This window comes from Cytophagaceae bacterium ABcell3 (assembly GCA_030913385.1).
GTDB lineage: Bacteria > Bacteroidota > Bacteroidia > Cytophagales > Cytophagaceae > ABcell3.
Map to the genome: position 1 here is coordinate 1,225,073 of CP133159.1, position 14,845 is coordinate 1,239,917.

The 14,845-nt window shown below is 35.8% G+C and carries 15 protein-coding genes; 13 read left to right on the top strand and 2 right to left on the bottom strand.

All coding sequences use genetic code 11. The annotated features are described in order from the left end of the window. Window positions 1–8 precede the first annotated feature (8 nt). The 4 genes from RCC89_05050 to RCC89_05065 all read left to right on the top strand — a co-directional run bounded on the left by RCC89_05050 (window position 9) and on the right by RCC89_05065 (window position 3,148). Window positions 9–650 carry a hypothetical protein gene (locus RCC89_05050; GenBank protein WMJ72529.1) on the top strand — a complete coding sequence of 214 codons (642 nt, stop codon included), beginning with the start codon at window positions 9–11 and terminating at the stop codon, window positions 648–650. A 162-nt stretch (window positions 651–812) separates the two neighbouring features. Then, window positions 813–1,649: a hypothetical protein gene (locus RCC89_05055; GenBank protein WMJ72530.1), complete on the top strand. Its 837-nt coding sequence runs from the start codon at window positions 813–815 to the stop codon at window positions 1,647–1,649. 23 nt (window positions 1,650–1,672) lie between these two features. Further along, on the top strand, window positions 1,673–2,236 hold the full coding sequence (locus RCC89_05060; GenBank protein ID WMJ72531.1) for a hypothetical protein: 564 nt from the start codon (window positions 1,673–1,675) through the stop codon (window positions 2,234–2,236). A gap of 711 nt (window positions 2,237–2,947) precedes the next feature. Next, the gene (locus RCC89_05065) at window positions 2,948–3,148 is read left to right on the top strand and encodes a hypothetical protein (protein ID WMJ72532.1); all 201 of its coding nucleotides are present in this window, start codon (window positions 2,948–2,950) and stop codon (window positions 3,146–3,148) included. Window positions 3,149–3,635: 487 nt separating this feature from the next. Here RCC89_05065 and RCC89_05070 read toward each other — a convergent pair whose 3' ends face one another. Further along, window positions 3,636–5,192 (bottom strand): hypothetical protein, encoded by a 1,557-nt coding sequence (locus RCC89_05070; GenBank protein WMJ72533.1) that lies wholly within the window; start codon window positions 5,190–5,192, stop codon window positions 3,636–3,638. A gap of 237 nt (window positions 5,193–5,429) precedes the next feature. Further along, window positions 5,430–6,191: an SIMPL domain-containing protein gene (locus tag RCC89_05075; protein WMJ72534.1), complete on the bottom strand. Its 762-nt coding sequence runs from the start codon at window positions 6,189–6,191 to the stop codon at window positions 5,430–5,432. A 416-nt stretch (window positions 6,192–6,607) separates the two neighbouring features. On the opposite strand from RCC89_05075, the gene RCC89_05080 reads away from it, so the two are divergent. The 9 genes from RCC89_05080 to RCC89_05120 all read left to right on the top strand — a co-directional run bounded on the left by RCC89_05080 (window position 6,608) and on the right by RCC89_05120 (window position 14,843). Next, complete coding sequence (locus tag RCC89_05080; protein ID WMJ72535.1) at window positions 6,608–7,027, top strand: hypothetical protein; 420 nt, start codon at window positions 6,608–6,610, stop codon at window positions 7,025–7,027. Between the two features lie 46 nt (window positions 7,028–7,073). Further along, complete coding sequence (locus RCC89_05085; protein WMJ72536.1) at window positions 7,074–7,541, top strand: hypothetical protein; 468 nt, start codon at window positions 7,074–7,076, stop codon at window positions 7,539–7,541. Beyond that, window positions 7,514–8,956: a GspE/PulE family protein gene (locus tag RCC89_05090; GenBank protein ID WMJ72537.1), complete on the top strand. Its 1,443-nt coding sequence runs from the start codon at window positions 7,514–7,516 to the stop codon at window positions 8,954–8,956. Before RCC89_05085 ends, RCC89_05090 begins: the two co-directional genes overlap by 28 nt. 2 nt (window positions 8,957–8,958) lie before the next feature. Continuing rightward, the gene (locus RCC89_05095; GenBank protein WMJ72538.1) at window positions 8,959–10,926 is read left to right on the top strand and encodes a hypothetical protein; all 1,968 of its coding nucleotides are present in this window, start codon (window positions 8,959–8,961) and stop codon (window positions 10,924–10,926) included. Window position 10,927: 1 nt separating this feature from the next. Next, on the top strand, window positions 10,928–12,142 hold the full coding sequence (locus RCC89_05100; protein ID WMJ72539.1) for a hypothetical protein: 1,215 nt from the start codon (window positions 10,928–10,930) through the stop codon (window positions 12,140–12,142). Next, window positions 12,120–12,653, top strand: coding sequence for a hypothetical protein (locus RCC89_05105; GenBank protein WMJ72540.1), 534 nt, complete (start codon window positions 12,120–12,122; stop codon window positions 12,651–12,653). The genes RCC89_05100 and RCC89_05105 overlap by 23 nt, the downstream gene beginning before the upstream one ends. A 61-nt stretch (window positions 12,654–12,714) precedes the next feature. Beyond that, a complete protein-coding gene (locus RCC89_05110; protein ID WMJ72541.1) occupies window positions 12,715–13,611 on the top strand; it encodes a hypothetical protein in 897 nt (298 codons plus the stop codon). Further along, entirely contained in the window at window positions 13,601–14,125 is a 525-nt protein-coding gene (locus RCC89_05115; GenBank protein ID WMJ72542.1) for a hypothetical protein, read from the top strand. The genes RCC89_05110 and RCC89_05115 overlap by 11 nt, the downstream gene beginning before the upstream one ends. A gap of 1 nt (window position 14,126) precedes the next feature. Continuing rightward, window positions 14,127–14,843: a hypothetical protein gene (locus RCC89_05120; GenBank protein ID WMJ72543.1), complete on the top strand. Its 717-nt coding sequence runs from the start codon at window positions 14,127–14,129 to the stop codon at window positions 14,841–14,843. Window positions 14,844–14,845 lie beyond the last annotated feature (2 nt).

The window sequence follows — 14,845 nt, forward strand, 5'->3', positions numbered from 1 at the left end:
AGGTTCAAATGGTTAAAGGTTTTATATTATGCCTATATATTGTGTTTTTTTTGCTTGGTTGCAGTTCTGTAAATGACGAGCCAAAAATTAAAAGCAATTGGGTTTCTTTAGAATATTTAAACTGTATTAAGGCTAAATCTCCTTGTGATTGTCTTAGTCTAATTTCAAATTCTTATTTAATTTTCGACTCTCTAAAGTCTGTAAATGTATTTGGGCAATATGTTGAACCTCAATTTTATGAAATTAAAACTATTAATCTTGATCCTTATGTTGTTGTAGGTGGTGATACTGTTTTTTTTAAGTTTACTGATTGGTATGATACCTTATGGTTTAATAACAACACTTTTATCTCCAATGATAGTTGGGAGGTACTTAATGATAGTTTTTTTGAAAAGATAAATGGAGACTATTTTGTTGAAAAATACTCAGACCATATTCGGGGCTTGTATAATCTGGATTCTATAAGGGTTATTTGTAATTCTTATAGTGGCATTCATTTTCTTAAAACTGGTAAATCTTGTAAACAGCAAGACTTAATTAATTATACGGCTGATAGTATATTTGTGTATAACTTCATAAATAATTGTGATTATAAAAGTGTAAATAGAAAATTAGAAAAAGAATTAATTGCTGCTTTTCCGCGGCGCTAATCCTGATCAGGAAATAGCTGATAACTTCACAGTACAGAAAGAAGGTCGACAATTTAAAGTAGTTGTTCGTGAAGGAGTAGGAGCTTCTTCCCGTTAGCGCCTGAATATCCTTGGAATTCACCTTATGCTTTTAGCGAAAATAGAGTTATTGATGGTATTGAATTGGAATGGCTGGAATATGTTTCTGTAAATGATGCAGGTATTGATCCTGAGCAACACAGAAATGATGACGGTACATATAGTTTTTCATTGGGCGATCAAACTTTTGATAATGTATCTATGATTGATATTAACGGAAGTCAATGTCAATATTTTGATTTAGGTCAGCATATGTATTATGGAAATGATGGATGGAGTGCGGAAGGAACGAGAGCAGAACAATTAACTGAAGAAACGAGAGTAGGATTAAGGCTTATAAGTAATATTGAAAGCTTACCACAAACACCTGCTGGATATAGCGCTCCTCCATTGTGGTCTAATCCTGGACAATCTTGGGCGGTAGCAAATCAATATCAAAACTGTCAAGGTATGTGTTTTGCTGTTTCTATGGCAAGAATCAACCAAGCTTTTGCTGATGAAGGGATAAACAATGCAATTAGTCTGAATACAAGAACTGTTGATTATAGGTTGTCGGGAACAATATTACATAGTATACCTAATCAGTACAGGGGGTACGGAGTAGGTGGGGCACTTGCTAATAATGGGTATGGAGCTTTAGTTGACAATGACGGAGTTTGGTTAGGTCAGTTACAAAAAGGGGCAGCATTGCAATACTGGAATAGTTATGATACTTTCCAAGCCGCAAATCAAAATAATTTTGCAAATGGAGGACATAGCATTATTTTCAATCATTATAATTTTGATTCAAATGGAAATATAACAGGATTTAGCTATATGGATTACAATGGGGCGGGGTCTATAAATTACAGTAATGGGGCTGCTACCACTCGTTATGGTGCTCAAGTTATAGTTGTTGGTGCTAATCCAATAGATCCATAAAGGAAGATAGAGCTTGAAAAAATATGATAAAAAAAATAATTATTGGTTTGATTTTAGCTAGCACACCGCTTTTATTCGGGTTTGTTTACGTTGACGATATAATGTTTTTGGGAAAGAAAACTTGTGAAACGAATGTTCAGGTTGAAAAAATATTTGAGAAGGGAAATGAGGGTGTATTAAAGAAATACTTTTGTTCAGAAAGTGTTATGTCAGCTAATACGATAACTGTTTGTGGTTCTAATGTAAAAGAGCCTTTTCAAGGGGATACGATTGTCAACTTAAATGAATCTTATTTAGATATAGAATATGAAGATGATTATGCAGATGTTTCATATGATAAGCTTCTTAATTACTGTGAATCAAGAACTTTTGATAACCTAAAAGAAAATAGACTGTTTGGCTTTTTTAAACCTGGTAAGGTTATATGCTTAGATACTAAAGGAAAAAGTTTAAGAGTTATTTCTTTTAACACCTGTGCTAATATGTCCAAATTAAATAAAATAATTAATTGTTTAAAAGCTGATACAAAGTACAACAAGGCTTTTGCTGTTAGATGTGGCGGGATGGATTTAGTTAAAATAAAATAACAAGACTGATGCAAGAATAGGTAGGTTCTTGTCAGTTGATCCGCTACCGGGCCCCACTGGTCTAAGACTAGCGATAGCGTATCTTAGACCTAAAACATTGCAAGCTTGTAGCTTGCGTAACGAGAGTTGAGAAAAAAAGAAAATGAGAAACCGGAAGGTCTTTTTGAGAGGCTTTCCGGTTTTTTTGTCTGAATCAGAATTTTCAGGATTATAGAATTAATCCCGCTAATCCCACAATAATTTAATAAACCAACCTTCGTTACAACGAAGTTTCGGGTTAAAGTAAAGAGAAACAGGTATTTGTATTTCCTGTTTCTCTTTTCAACCTTAAACGCTCACTGTAGCTTGCAGCTACAGCAACATACTATCAGAAGCTACGGATATCTTGGTTTTCTTTTAGATCATTGTAAAAAAAGAAAAGATTATCATTTGCAAAAAGCTTTGTGTATGATGCCTTATCATGGTTTCCGGTTGCATCTTGAGTATTTCGTCAATAATATACTTGTGTTCCGTAGCTGGAAGCTACGGTTATCAGTGAGAGGGAGTATTATTCGTGTAGCAGAAGCTACGGATATCTTGGGAGGGGCCTTTGTTCCGTAGCTGGAAACTGGGCTGGTTTGGTATATAAAGCAGAAGATTATACCTATTCCAGTGCCTCTGCATATGCTGGTATGGAAAGTATGCTTGAAATAGCTTATATATATTGAATAATTGTCTTTATCTTTTTTATATCCTGTTTCTCTTTCAACCTTAAACGCTCACTGTAGCCCTACGCTCACTGTAGCCTGTGGCTACAGAAACGTACTGCCAGACAAAGGGAGTATTATAGACTTTAGTGGCGATGGCAACATGTTGTACTATAACCAACATGGTCTGTACATCCACAACCTTACGCCGCTAATCCCACAATAATTTAATAAACCAACCTTCGTTACAACGAAGTTTCGGGTTAAAATAAAGAGAAACAGGTATTTGTATTTCCTGTTTCTCTTTTCAACCTTAAACGCTCACTGTAGCTTGCAGCTACAGCAACATACTATCAGAAGCTACGGATATCTTGGTTTCCTTTTAGATCATTGTAAAAAAAGAAAAGATTATCATTTGCAAAAAGCTTTGTGTATGATGCCTTATCATGGTTTCCGGTTGCATCTTGAGTATTTCGTCAATAATATACTTGTGTTCCGTAGCTGGAAGCTACGGTTATCAGTGAGAGGGAGTATTATTCGTGTAGCAGAAGCTACGGATATCTTGGGAGGGGCCTTTGTTCCGTAGCTGGAACTATGGATAGCTTGGAGGACAGATTTTAGCCTGCCCCCTCTACGCTCACTGTAGCTTGCAGCTACGGCAACGGCCGCATTGCTAAAGGTAGCTTGCGGCTACCAAACGAATTACCCTACGGTTATTCCGGTATAGTCACAGAAGCCAGTCTTTTATACTTCCAATATTCTCCTGAAAGAATGATTTGGTTATCAGAGATTGGTTTTGAAACTTTTGGAATTGTTACAACAGAAAATTTTTTGTTATTGAACAACTCTTTGATTGAAAGCTGCCCTTGGGCATCTACCACAGCCATAGCCAGTGAATTTCTTTTGTTATCATTCGTAGAGCACATCCTATTTCTTTCAAGTTTCTTTAAGTTTCCTTTTAGATCATTGTAAAAAAAGAAAAGATTGTCATTGACGAAAAGTTTTGTGTATGATGCCCTATCATGGATTCCGATCGCATCTTGATTTTTCGGTATTTTTCTAGCCCAGAGAATCGAGCCTTCCGGAGACAGGTTTATGATAAAAATTTCCCTATAATTGTGGAACCTGGAGTTAAAGGGGCGCACACGCCCCTCGCCATCTATTCTGTAGGTTACTTTAGTGGAATAGTAGTATTCACCAATAAGCAATACCTCTCCATTTTTCCTTAGTTTGATATCATCTAACTTATAAGAAGTGACCTCTTTTTTCTTGCCTTTTTCTGCTTTTTTCATAAGCTTCCGTTTATAACCTTTTTTCTCATTTTGAGCAATAAACTCAATGCTAAACGCTTCATAAGCTTCCCCTATTTGTTTCTTTGTATCTATATCAAAACTTGTTACATAAGGTCCTTCCATCTCCTTAGGGTCATTGGTCGAATAAAAACCTGCACAAATGAGGTCATTGTTGTTCCCAATGGCGAGTCTTAAGTTGTTAAGATATTTGGCCTTTGGCGAAATGGTATAGGAATGTTCCTGCCCGCTAGTATCAACTGACATGATTACAGCGTCTCCTGTTGATTTTATTGTATCAGATGTATTTAGAAGAAAGAAGGAACTCCCGTGGTCGTCAACTTTTGCGCACTTAACCTGGAAAGGTTTTTCTGCGGACAAATAGTTCTGGGTTGTTTCCAAGTCTTTATTAAAGGTGTAAAGGACTATTGGGTTCTTTATTTTACTTAATTCATACGGGTGGTTATAGACCATCAAAAACTTTTTATTTTTTGAGATTCTATAATTTAAATTATCTTTCTTGAGTAGCGTATAGGTTTTTATTTCTCCTATTTCCTTTAGGTCATTGTTAGGAAGTAAAGTTTCTTTATTGAGTGTTTCGAGAAAGATACGACCTTTTTTAAGCTCTTCATTATAATGTGAAGTAAAGACAAGTATTTGATCGTTGAAGTATACTGAGAATTCAATACGTCTTGCTACGTCACCAGGAAAACCTTCTATTGTTTGGGATTTTATCAGTTGCATGTTTTTGTCAAAACATTCAAAAATCACAATATCCTTGAACATATCTTTTCTCTGCATAAAAAGTCGTAAACCATCACTGCCTATAATTTTAGAAGTTTTGTGTCCTTCGTATTTTATACGTTCGCCTTTAATAAGGCTGTAATTGGGGAATTTTTCCTGACCGAAGGCAGTGGTACATAAGAAAATTAGAAGTATTAACAAAATTGATTTGTTGTTTTTATGGTTTATAAGTTTCATTTTATTGTTAAGTTATAGTTGTAGGTATAAGCTACATTTGGCATTTAGCCTTAAATACTAGGTATTTTCGTAGGCATTACGGGTAGCATGGCTAAAAGCTATGGTCATCCCGATGCAGGAGGGAGTTGAAATTTTTTCCGGGCTATCATTATTTTTATACTAGTTATTTCTATCACCTTCTTCTTTTACACATCACTGGTGCTTGAAGCTTCAGCAAGGTAATTTGATCCGCAGGTTCTATTTAATTAAATCAAAGCTTACATCAACAAAACAAGGAATTGAGATGTGTCCTGGATTGTAAATGTATGATTCGCCTTTTAGCTCTTGTTCACTATATATTTCTTTGGATGTATAATAGTTGATAGGCGGTATCTCTAGCTCTGTTATGCTATGGATACTTCCGAGGGCTTGACCTGTCCCCTTGATATAGGCAACTGCTTTTTGGCGGGCGTTTTCAATGGCTAAATTTCGGGCTTCCCTTTTATGTTCTTGAATAGCCGTGGAACGGTAGCTTATCTCAAAGTTTCGAAAGCCTCTTCTAAGAAGCTCAAAAACAACTCTGCCGAGCTTGTTGATGTCTTTGACTGACAAGATATAATCTTTTTGGATGAACAGCATGCTGTCTGTGGAAAATATTTGTTCTATGGGATATACGATATCTATATCATTTACACCTGCCATTCTTATTTGGTTGTTTTCGGTTTGGAACAACGTGGGGTAACTAGCTGGGTGCAGATTGGCCTTAAATACTTGTTTCGGAACATTGACAGTTATAATCGCATGGTCTGGTAAAACTTTAACCACCGCTTCTCCTCTTACTGAAACCAGAGGGATGTTTTCGAGCTGGGCTTGAGAGGTAAAGGCCGCACAGGCTAAAATTACAGTTAGACTTAGAGAAACGATTGATGGAGTTTTTTTTAAAATAGCATGAAAGCCTGTTTTTATTGCCTTATGCACCCTTGTTAAAGGCGAGTAGATGTCGAAATGATATATAGCCATTAATTGTGAGGTAATTAAATTTTACATGTAAGTTATTTTGTCTTTTTGAAAATATTGTAGGGAAGGTCTTTTCCTTCTTTGCTAGCATGTTTTATAATGTTATGTGTTTTTAAGTAATATTTAATCTGTTGTAGCCTTGCTATTCTATGAAATAGATTGTGAAATATTTAAATAATTATATTTTCTGTTTTAGTCTTTCTTTTGTTTTCTTTCTTTTGATGTTGTGTTTTATTAAGAGTGTAAGGTAATTTTTTCTTGGCTTTAGGTATATTTTTGGTGTTGTTTATCTGTTTGAGTGTCTGTTTAATCATGCTCAATGTCTTATTAATCTTGCTAAGGTACACTTTAATTATTTTTTGTCAAATATTGAATTTGAACATTATGTTCGTTAACTTTGAAGAAATATGATATAAAAAATGATTGCTTTTAAATTCAATTCTAAACTTAAGGCTGTAACACTTCAAGAAACCTTGGTAGCCTTATTGATTATTGGAATTATAGCCTCTATAGCTATTCCTGTTTTAATGCCAATGATAACTAAGGCAAAAAGCCTTGAGGCAAAGACTCAGCTTGAGCATGTGTTTACCCTTCAGAAAACTTACTTTTATGAGTACTCTAAGTATGGAAATAATCTGGATGCCATAGGGTTTGAACAAGAAGCCTTGGTTACGGAAAGTGACAATGGTAAAGCTAATTATCGGATTGAAGTGATCAATGCATCCCCAACTGGGTTTACGGCACGTGCAACTGCTGTAGTGGACTTTGATGGTGACGGGGTCTATAATGTGTGGGAGATAGATGAAAAGAGGAACCTTGTGGAGGTAACTAAAGACTGAAGGAACCATGCATTTGCTCCTGCAAATTTTAGCAGCGGTCCTAGTCATGATTTTAGTATATCAGGACTTTAAATACAGGGCGGTATATTGGATTTTGTTTCCCATACTCGCTTTTTTATTGGTGCTTGCTGAGGCGATAGATGGCAAGGTTTATTTGCTGGCTTCTAACTTTGGGATTAATTTATTATACCTAATCATTGTCTATTCATTAGTAACAATATACTTCTCATTCAAAAGAAGAAAACTCATTAATCTTGCGCACAATCTGATAGGGGCTGGGGATTTGCTGTTTTTCCTTATCGTGGCTATGTGTTTTTCTCCAGTAAATTTCATTTTGTTTTTCAACGTGTCTTTAGTATCTGTGTTTCTGCTCGTCCTTATTTTGCCAAGGTTGTCTAATAGTATCCCTCTCGCTGGACTTCAGGGAGTTCTTTTGATATTGATAGGAATTTTGTCTCAGATGTACAACTTGCCTATGAATGAGGAATGGCTACTTTATTTTATGCAGCAATGAATCAAGAGTTCCTCGAAATAAAAACTGAATTGGTTCAGCTATTATCCTCTGAGCAGGCATGGAAATACCGGATTATTCCTAAAGAAAGTTCGGTGACATCTATCATTTTTTTTTCCGATCTACAACCGGACAATAATTTACTTGAAGAACTTGAAATGCTTTTTGGCAAGTTTATTTCAATAGAGGTTGTTGATAGTGACTTTTTTCAAAAGTCTCTAGGCAAGTACTATAGAAAGGAAGAGTCGTCTTCTAAACTCAGTTTTTCCGGGAATTCAGAAGATTTTGTCTATCAGCTTATTTTAGAAGCGAAAAATTTCAAAAGTAGTGATATCCATATTGAAGTCTATGAAGATGTTTGCAGAGTGCGGGTTAGGATTGATGGCATGCTTACTGAACGATGTTTTCTTGAAAAGAAAGACTACCCTTCTTTGGTCAATAAGATTAAGATAATGTCTAATCTTGATATTGCAGAGAAAAGGCTGCCTCAGGATGGAAGGATATTCTTCAACTATAAAAAGAACAGATTTGATATACGGGTATCTGTTTTGCCTACGCTGCATGGCGAAAAGATTGTAATGCGTTTGTTAAGCAATGACGCAACCAATATCGATATAAATAAGCTTGGGTTTTCTCCTAAAGATTTAAATAACTATTTAGAAGGAGCGAAACGCCCTCATGGCCTGCTGTTAATCAGTGGCCCTACAGGATCTGGCAAAACCACCACTTTGTATGCTACTTTAAAACTGCTGAATGAAGTTAAAAGGAATATAGTAACTATTGAGGATCCTATTGAATACACGCTGGAAGGTATAAATCAAGTTCAGTTAAAAGAAGCACTTGGCTTGACCTTTGGGAGTGCGTTACGTACTTTTTTGCGTCAAGACCCAGATGTGATAATGGTTGGTGAAATAAGGGATGCAGATACGGCCACCATGGCTATTAGGGCATCTTTGACAGGCCACCTTGTGCTGTCTACTATTCACACAAACTCTGCATGGGGAACTGTGTCTAGGCTTGTTGATATGGGTATCCCTTCTTTTTTAGTGGCCAGTACCCTAAACACTTCTGTTGCACAGCGTTTGGTGAAAATTCTGTGCAACAACTGTAAAAGCAAAGCAGAATTTTCTGATGATTTATATCCTGCCAGTTTTAAACCTCCTAAAAATATAGCTTTTCATTATAGGCCAATCGGTTGTAGTGAGTGTCATTATACAGGTTACAAAGGGCGTAAGGCTGTTTATGAAGTAATTACTGTGGACTTTGTCTTATCGGAACGGATTAAAAGTGGAACTTTTAGTATTTCTGACTATCTGAAAGAAAAAGGCATTAAAACTCTTGGAGAAAATGCTTTTGAGCTTTTTGAAGAAGGTTTAACAACAGTTGAAGAGATTTATCCTTTATTAATAAACTACTAGTTTTGAGACGTTTTATTTTTTTATGGCTGTTTGTTTGGTTGTCCATCTGTATACGATCGATGACTTCTTATGGGCAGTCTGTTGGTGAGCAAAGGATCAAGCAGCTGGAAATGCAGTTGCAGGAGATAGCCCTACACAACAAAGGGTTAAATGAAAAAGTAGACTTCTCTGTATATGGTGCCTCTATACAGGACTTCCTAATGGGATTGGCCGAAGCAAATGACCTGAATATCAACGTTGACCCTTCTATCGGGTTTAAGATTTACAATAACTTTAAAAATGAGAAAGTAATCAATATCTTACTCTTTTTGGCTAAGGAGTATAATCTTGATATTGATATTACCGGCAGTATACTTTCTTTTCATCCTTACAATGCCCCAATTGACCCGAAGTCGTCTTTTAGGGAAAAAGAAATAAAGGTTAAATATAATGCTTACAATAATAATCTTACATTAGATCTTAAAGGGGACAGCTTATATAGGGTCGTTAAAAAAATTAGTCAGGAAAGTAAGAAAAACATTATCCTCTCATCGGGATTAAATGACCGTTTGGTAACTGTTTATATACAGGAAGCCAGCTTTGACAATGCTATTCAGAAAATGGTTTTGGCTAACAGCCTCAAGGTTGTAAAAACAGAAGATAATTTTTACATAATCAAGACTTTGGAAGACGGCGACGACGTTGAGGTGACTGCTTCCGCCAAAAAGGCCACCTCTTTGTTCAACAACCCATTTCCTCCTATGGATCCCAAAAAAGCCAAAAAAACAGAGGGAGCCGGGGATGTGCTTGTGGATGTTCAGGCTGATAGTTTAAACATGCCGTTGATTTCTGTTGAAGCGCTGAATGTACCTATTTTTGAAACATTAAAAACTGTTGCGGCGGCATCTGGGGTCTCTTATTTTTTATTTTCCGAAATTAAAGGAAATAGTACTTTGCGGGTGCTAAATGTAGACTTTGATAGCTTTCTTAAGAAACTTCTTCAGGGAAGTGAGTATACTTATAAGACTCAAAATGGACTTTACCTTATTGGTGAAAGGAAGTTGGAGGGTTTGCGTGCACATAAAGTGATACAGCTTCAATATCGTTCTGCCAAGGATATAAGTCAATTAATTCCTGCTGAAATTAAACATGGTGTTGATATTAAGGAGTTTATAGAGCTTAATAGTATGTTGCTTACCGGTTCTCAACCACAAATTGAGGAAATTGAAGCTTTTATTCACTCTATTGACCGTGTGGTTCCTATGGTGCTTATTGATGTTTTGATTATGGACGTAAGAAAGAACAAGTCCATATCTACAGGACTTCAAGCAGGGTTGTCTGATTCTGTTAGGACTGGAGGTAAACTTTTTCCTGGTATAGATTTTTCATTTAGTTCTAGGACCATCAATGAATTTTTAGATATAGTAGGGGCTAACAATACGGTAAATCTAGGAAGGGTTACCCCTGATTTTTATGTAAAATTGAAGGCGCTTGAAGATAATTCAAATGTGGAAGTACGATCTACTCCAAAACTAAGTACCCTGAATGGGCATAAAGCTACTTTGTCAATTGGTAGTACCCGGTATTACAGTATTACCACACAGAATGTTATGGGGTCTATGACTCCGCAAACGGTTGTTACCAAACAATATCAATCTGTTCAGGCTAATTTAGCCATCACTATACTGCCAGTTGTGGCTGGAGATGACCAGGTAACGCTGGAGATAGATGTTAATAATTCCGACTTTATCCAAATACTGGATGACCAACCGCCACCTTCTGCTTCTAGTCAGTTTAACTCCATGATTAGAGTGAGGAACGAAGAAATGATTGTATTGGGAGGTTTGGAGAGATATGAAAGGAGTGATGGCGGGTCAGGAGTTCCAATTCTTTCTCGTATTCCTATTTTGAAATGGCTATTTAGCGCACGTTCCAATTCAAAAAGCAAAACTGTTACATTGGTTTTTATAAAACCGAATATTATTTATTAATATGGCTTCTTTTTTTTCTGAAATATTTACAATTAAAAAAGTCGCAGGGGTAGAAATAATTCTGTCCCCAGAAGGAGTCGTATATAATTATGTGCTTTTAGAAAAAACAGGGAAGAAAATTAAAGTTTTAGCTTCTGGAAAAGGATTGAGTTCTATTAAGAATGACATTGGTACAGATATACCTGTTGTGTTAGTTTTTAATGGTAAAGGTATATTGTCTAGGAGCCTTAAAGGTACAGTAGAGGAGTCAGAACTGGTTGAGAAAATTTTTCCAGGAGGCGAGGAAGACTCTTTTTATACAAGTGGTATATACACAAGTAAAGGGACTTTTGTGTCAATAACTCGTAAAGATGTTGTTGATAAAGAGATTAATGAATTTATTGGTAACGGGTATTTTGTAGTTTCTGTATCAATAGGAGCTTCAATAGGAGCTTGTATTGGTGCCATTATACAAGACAATGAATACATGTCAGGAACCTTCCTTTTTAGAAAAGGTAGTGACGATCAGATAGAGGAAATTGTTTATCAGGTAAGCGAATCAGAAAGCACTTTCCAGATAGGGGATGATAAAGTGCCATCAACTCTTTTGCCATCTTTTGCAGTATCGTTTGACTTTCTTCTTCCCATTACAGAGTATTTAAAGCCTCAAGTTCATCAAGCCGATGTTTTAAGGAAAGAGTGGCTTGAAAAGATTAAATTTAATTTTTTGAAACTTTCAGTTTTGAGTGTGTTCGGTTTTTTTATTCTAGCCAATCTTTTTTGTTTTCTTTATTTCAATGGCGAGAATGATAAACTTTCGCAGGAAAATAGCCAACTTCTCCATGACCTTGCGCTTTTTCAAAAACTTAAGTCATCTGTGGAAGAAAAGGAAAGTTTTCTTAAAAAAACAGGTTGGCTGTCTCAGTCTATGTCCAGTTTTTATGCAGACAGAATTGCTTCAACTGTTCCTGAAAAGGTTGCTTTGCTTTCTTTTACTATAAATCCTGTTAACGAGGAGTTGTCGAGGAAGCGCAAAAGTTTAGTGTTTGATCATAATGTTATAATAATTCAAGGTACTTGTGAATCACCTGTAATTTTAAACCCATGGTTGAATAAGATGAAAAGTTTTGAATGGGTTAAAAACATCCATACTAGTAAATATAACTATGATTACAATGCCATGAGCGGTATCTTCGAATTAGAACTATGGGTCGATGTTGAAAAATCTGACATTTAAAAAGAAAAATCAGTTGATTCTGATTGCGTCACCGGTTCTGTTTATCATGCTATATTACTTTGTATTTAGTAATACGGTAGGATTGGTTGTTGATAATCTTAGGCTCAAAGAAGAAATAAAAGAAGCCGCAGGTGCAAAAGGGCAGTTAGGTGCATATAAAGCAAAGCTGGAAAATATAGATTTAAAGCTTAGGAATTATACTATTGACTCGGTCAAAAACCGTGAGTATATATTTCATGTAGTAGGACAGTTTTGTGTTGCTAATAACCTGACCTTAAAAGATTTTCCAACACTTCCTGAAGAGGTGCATGATGGGTATAAAATTGAAACTAATAAAATTATTATCGAAGGAGGCTTTTTGGACTTGCTTAAAATTCTGTATGAAATAGAAAAGGTGACAGAGGCCGGTCGTCCAGCGTCTGTTGTTTTTGAGAAAAAGGAAGACAGGAAAAGGAAGAGGGAGGTTTTAGAACTCATTATATACCTTCAAAATCTTAAAAAAGATGGATAGAGTTAACAATGTCTATTTATTATGTTTTTCAACTTTGCTTTTGGTTTTAAGCTCTTGCAGTTTGATTTTTGAACCTTCTATTGAAGGGGAAAAAGTTAGTTTAATCTCGCCAGTAGAAAATAACATATATAACACCGGAAGTATTACCTTTTGGTGGGAAGTTGTAGAAGGGGCAAGAAACTATCGCGTTCAGATAGTCGAAGGTACCTTTAACAATGCACTTAACCTTATTGTTGATACTTTGATTTCTAAGGATAAAATATTTTTAAATTTAAGTAGCGGTACTTATGAATGGAGGGTAAGAGGAGAAAACGGGTCTTTTATGACGGATTTTACTTCCAGAAAACTTGTAATTGATTCTGTTAATTTTAATGATGAACGGTTAGAACCGTTAACTCCAGATAATATTGTTTTTTTGGGAGGAAAGTTAAAGCTGGAATGGCAGTCTATGCCGAGTGCTGTATCTTATTTAGTACAGATTGACTCGGTCAGCAATGTATTTGGGGAGGGTGTTTTGGAAGAGCGTGTACTTCAAAGCTCTGGCTCTATTGCCAGCCTTCTTCATAAAGTTAACAATACCAGTGGGCAATTTTATTGGAGGGTAAAAGGAGTAGATCATCAAGACAATTCTACGCCTTTTTCTTCTGTTAGGACTTTTTCAATTAAGAACTCTCCACCTGATTTGATTTCTCCTTTTGACCAGCAGAAGGTGAAATTGCCAGTACGTATTTTTTGGAACAAACTGTCCGGCGCAGTCAGCTATAACCTATATTGGTCAAAAAAATCTTTTCAAAACGAAGAGCAAATTGAATCTGTTAAGCGGGAAAATAATTTTTATGATTTCGATTCGGCAGAGCCTGGCGATACAATTTATTGGAGGGTATCTGCTGTTGATATAGCTGATAATATATCTAAGTATTCTGAAGAAAGCTATTTTATTATTGACAATGAAGAATAAAAAGGTAACAGTATTTTTATTAGTTGCAGTTGTATTGGTATGGGGAGTAGCCTTATGGCAAATCCTTGCTCCAAATCAAGGAAGCAGTGGTAATATGGTTAGCACCAAAAATGTTGATTTGACACCTATCTCTTTCGAAGCTGACTCCTTTGCATTGTTGTTGAATTACAAAGATCCTTTTCATGTAAATGCTCCTAGAAAAGGGTTTTATGCTAATGGTAGGAGTGCGTATTTGGGAAAAAAGAAAAGTGACAATGTTTCAAAGGTAGCAGTAAAAAAAAATATGCAGATAACGGAACATTCTATTGAAGCAGAAAAAGTCCCTGACATTAGATATTTGGGCTTAATTAGAAATAATCAAACTAATAAAGAAGTCGCTTTTGTAGTAATTGACAATTCAAAGGTTTTTGTTTCTGAAGGAGATAATGTAAAAGGGATCAGTTTTGATAAAAATTTTAGAGATTCTATTCAGGTAGGACTTAACGGAAAGACTTTTTTTATAAAAAAAGGGTAGTATGATGAAAGTACTTATATCCATATTGATTTTATGTAGTACCCTATGTTATTCTCAGAAGATTCCTCCATATGCGCCAGAAGGTCAGAATGTTATTGTTAATCACGAGGATGTGAGAAAATATGCCAGCCTGCTTACTTATCAAAAAAGGATTAAGATAAAAGATGATATAGATTATTATTGGTTTAAATCTAATGATATTAAGCATAGCCAAGGAGGGTACTTTGGTAAATTGCTTCATGGTAATTATACAGAACTGTATCAAAGTAACAACCTAAAGAAAAAAGGGCATTTTATATATGGAGTAAAGCATGGGGTGTGGAAAAGCTGGCATGAAAACGGAAAACTGGCTTCTTTGGTAAAATGGCGTAAGGGTAAAAGGGTAGGTAAATATTGGCATTATGATGAGGAAGGGGCGTTGGCAGAAGAGGGGAAGTATAGAAAGGGGCAGTTGCGGGGTAAGGTGAAGCGTTATTCTTCAGACGGAAAGAAGCGGAAGCTGAAAACGCGCAAAGGAAAAATTGTAGACCGGCTAAAACAAAAGAAAAAGGCAAACAAGTCTTCTGAAAAAGAATTGCGGAAGAGTCGAAAATCAGTGGATCATAATCAAAAAAAGGATAGTAAAACAAGCTCAGAAAAAAAGAGCAAGAGGAGGGAAAAAAAAGAAAGAAGAAAAGCAGAGAAAGCTGAAAAGCTAAACAGTAAAAAGTTAAAGTAATT

What these genes read in the sequence shown, in the direction of transcription:
- RCC89_05050 (WMJ72529.1), top strand. Translation starts at nt 9, where the DNA reads ATGGTTAAAGGTTTTATATTATGCCTATATATTGTGTTTTTTTTGCTT.
- RCC89_05060 (WMJ72531.1), top strand. Translation starts at nt 1,673, where the DNA reads ATGATAAAAAAAATAATTATTGGTTTGATTTTAGCTAGCACACCGCTT.
- RCC89_05070 (WMJ72533.1), bottom strand. Translation starts at nt 5,192, where the DNA reads ATGAAACTTATAAACCATAAAAACAACAAATCAATTTTGTTAATACTT.
- RCC89_05075 (WMJ72534.1), bottom strand. Translation starts at nt 6,191, where the DNA reads ATGGCTATATATCATTTCGACATCTACTCGCCTTTAACAAGGGTGCAT.
- RCC89_05080 (WMJ72535.1), top strand. Translation starts at nt 6,608, where the DNA reads ATGATTGCTTTTAAATTCAATTCTAAACTTAAGGCTGTAACACTTCAA.
- RCC89_05085 (WMJ72536.1), top strand. Translation starts at nt 7,074, where the DNA reads ATGATTTTAGTATATCAGGACTTTAAATACAGGGCGGTATATTGGATT.
- RCC89_05090 (WMJ72537.1), top strand. Translation starts at nt 7,514, where the DNA reads ATGGCTACTTTATTTTATGCAGCAATGAATCAAGAGTTCCTCGAAATA.
- RCC89_05100 (WMJ72539.1), top strand. Translation starts at nt 10,928, where the DNA reads ATGGCTTCTTTTTTTTCTGAAATATTTACAATTAAAAAAGTCGCAGGG.
- RCC89_05105 (WMJ72540.1), top strand. Translation starts at nt 12,120, where the DNA reads ATGTTGAAAAATCTGACATTTAAAAAGAAAAATCAGTTGATTCTGATT.
- RCC89_05115 (WMJ72542.1), top strand. Translation starts at nt 13,601, where the DNA reads ATGAAGAATAAAAAGGTAACAGTATTTTTATTAGTTGCAGTTGTATTG.
- RCC89_05120 (WMJ72543.1), top strand. Translation starts at nt 14,127, where the DNA reads ATGATGAAAGTACTTATATCCATATTGATTTTATGTAGTACCCTATGT.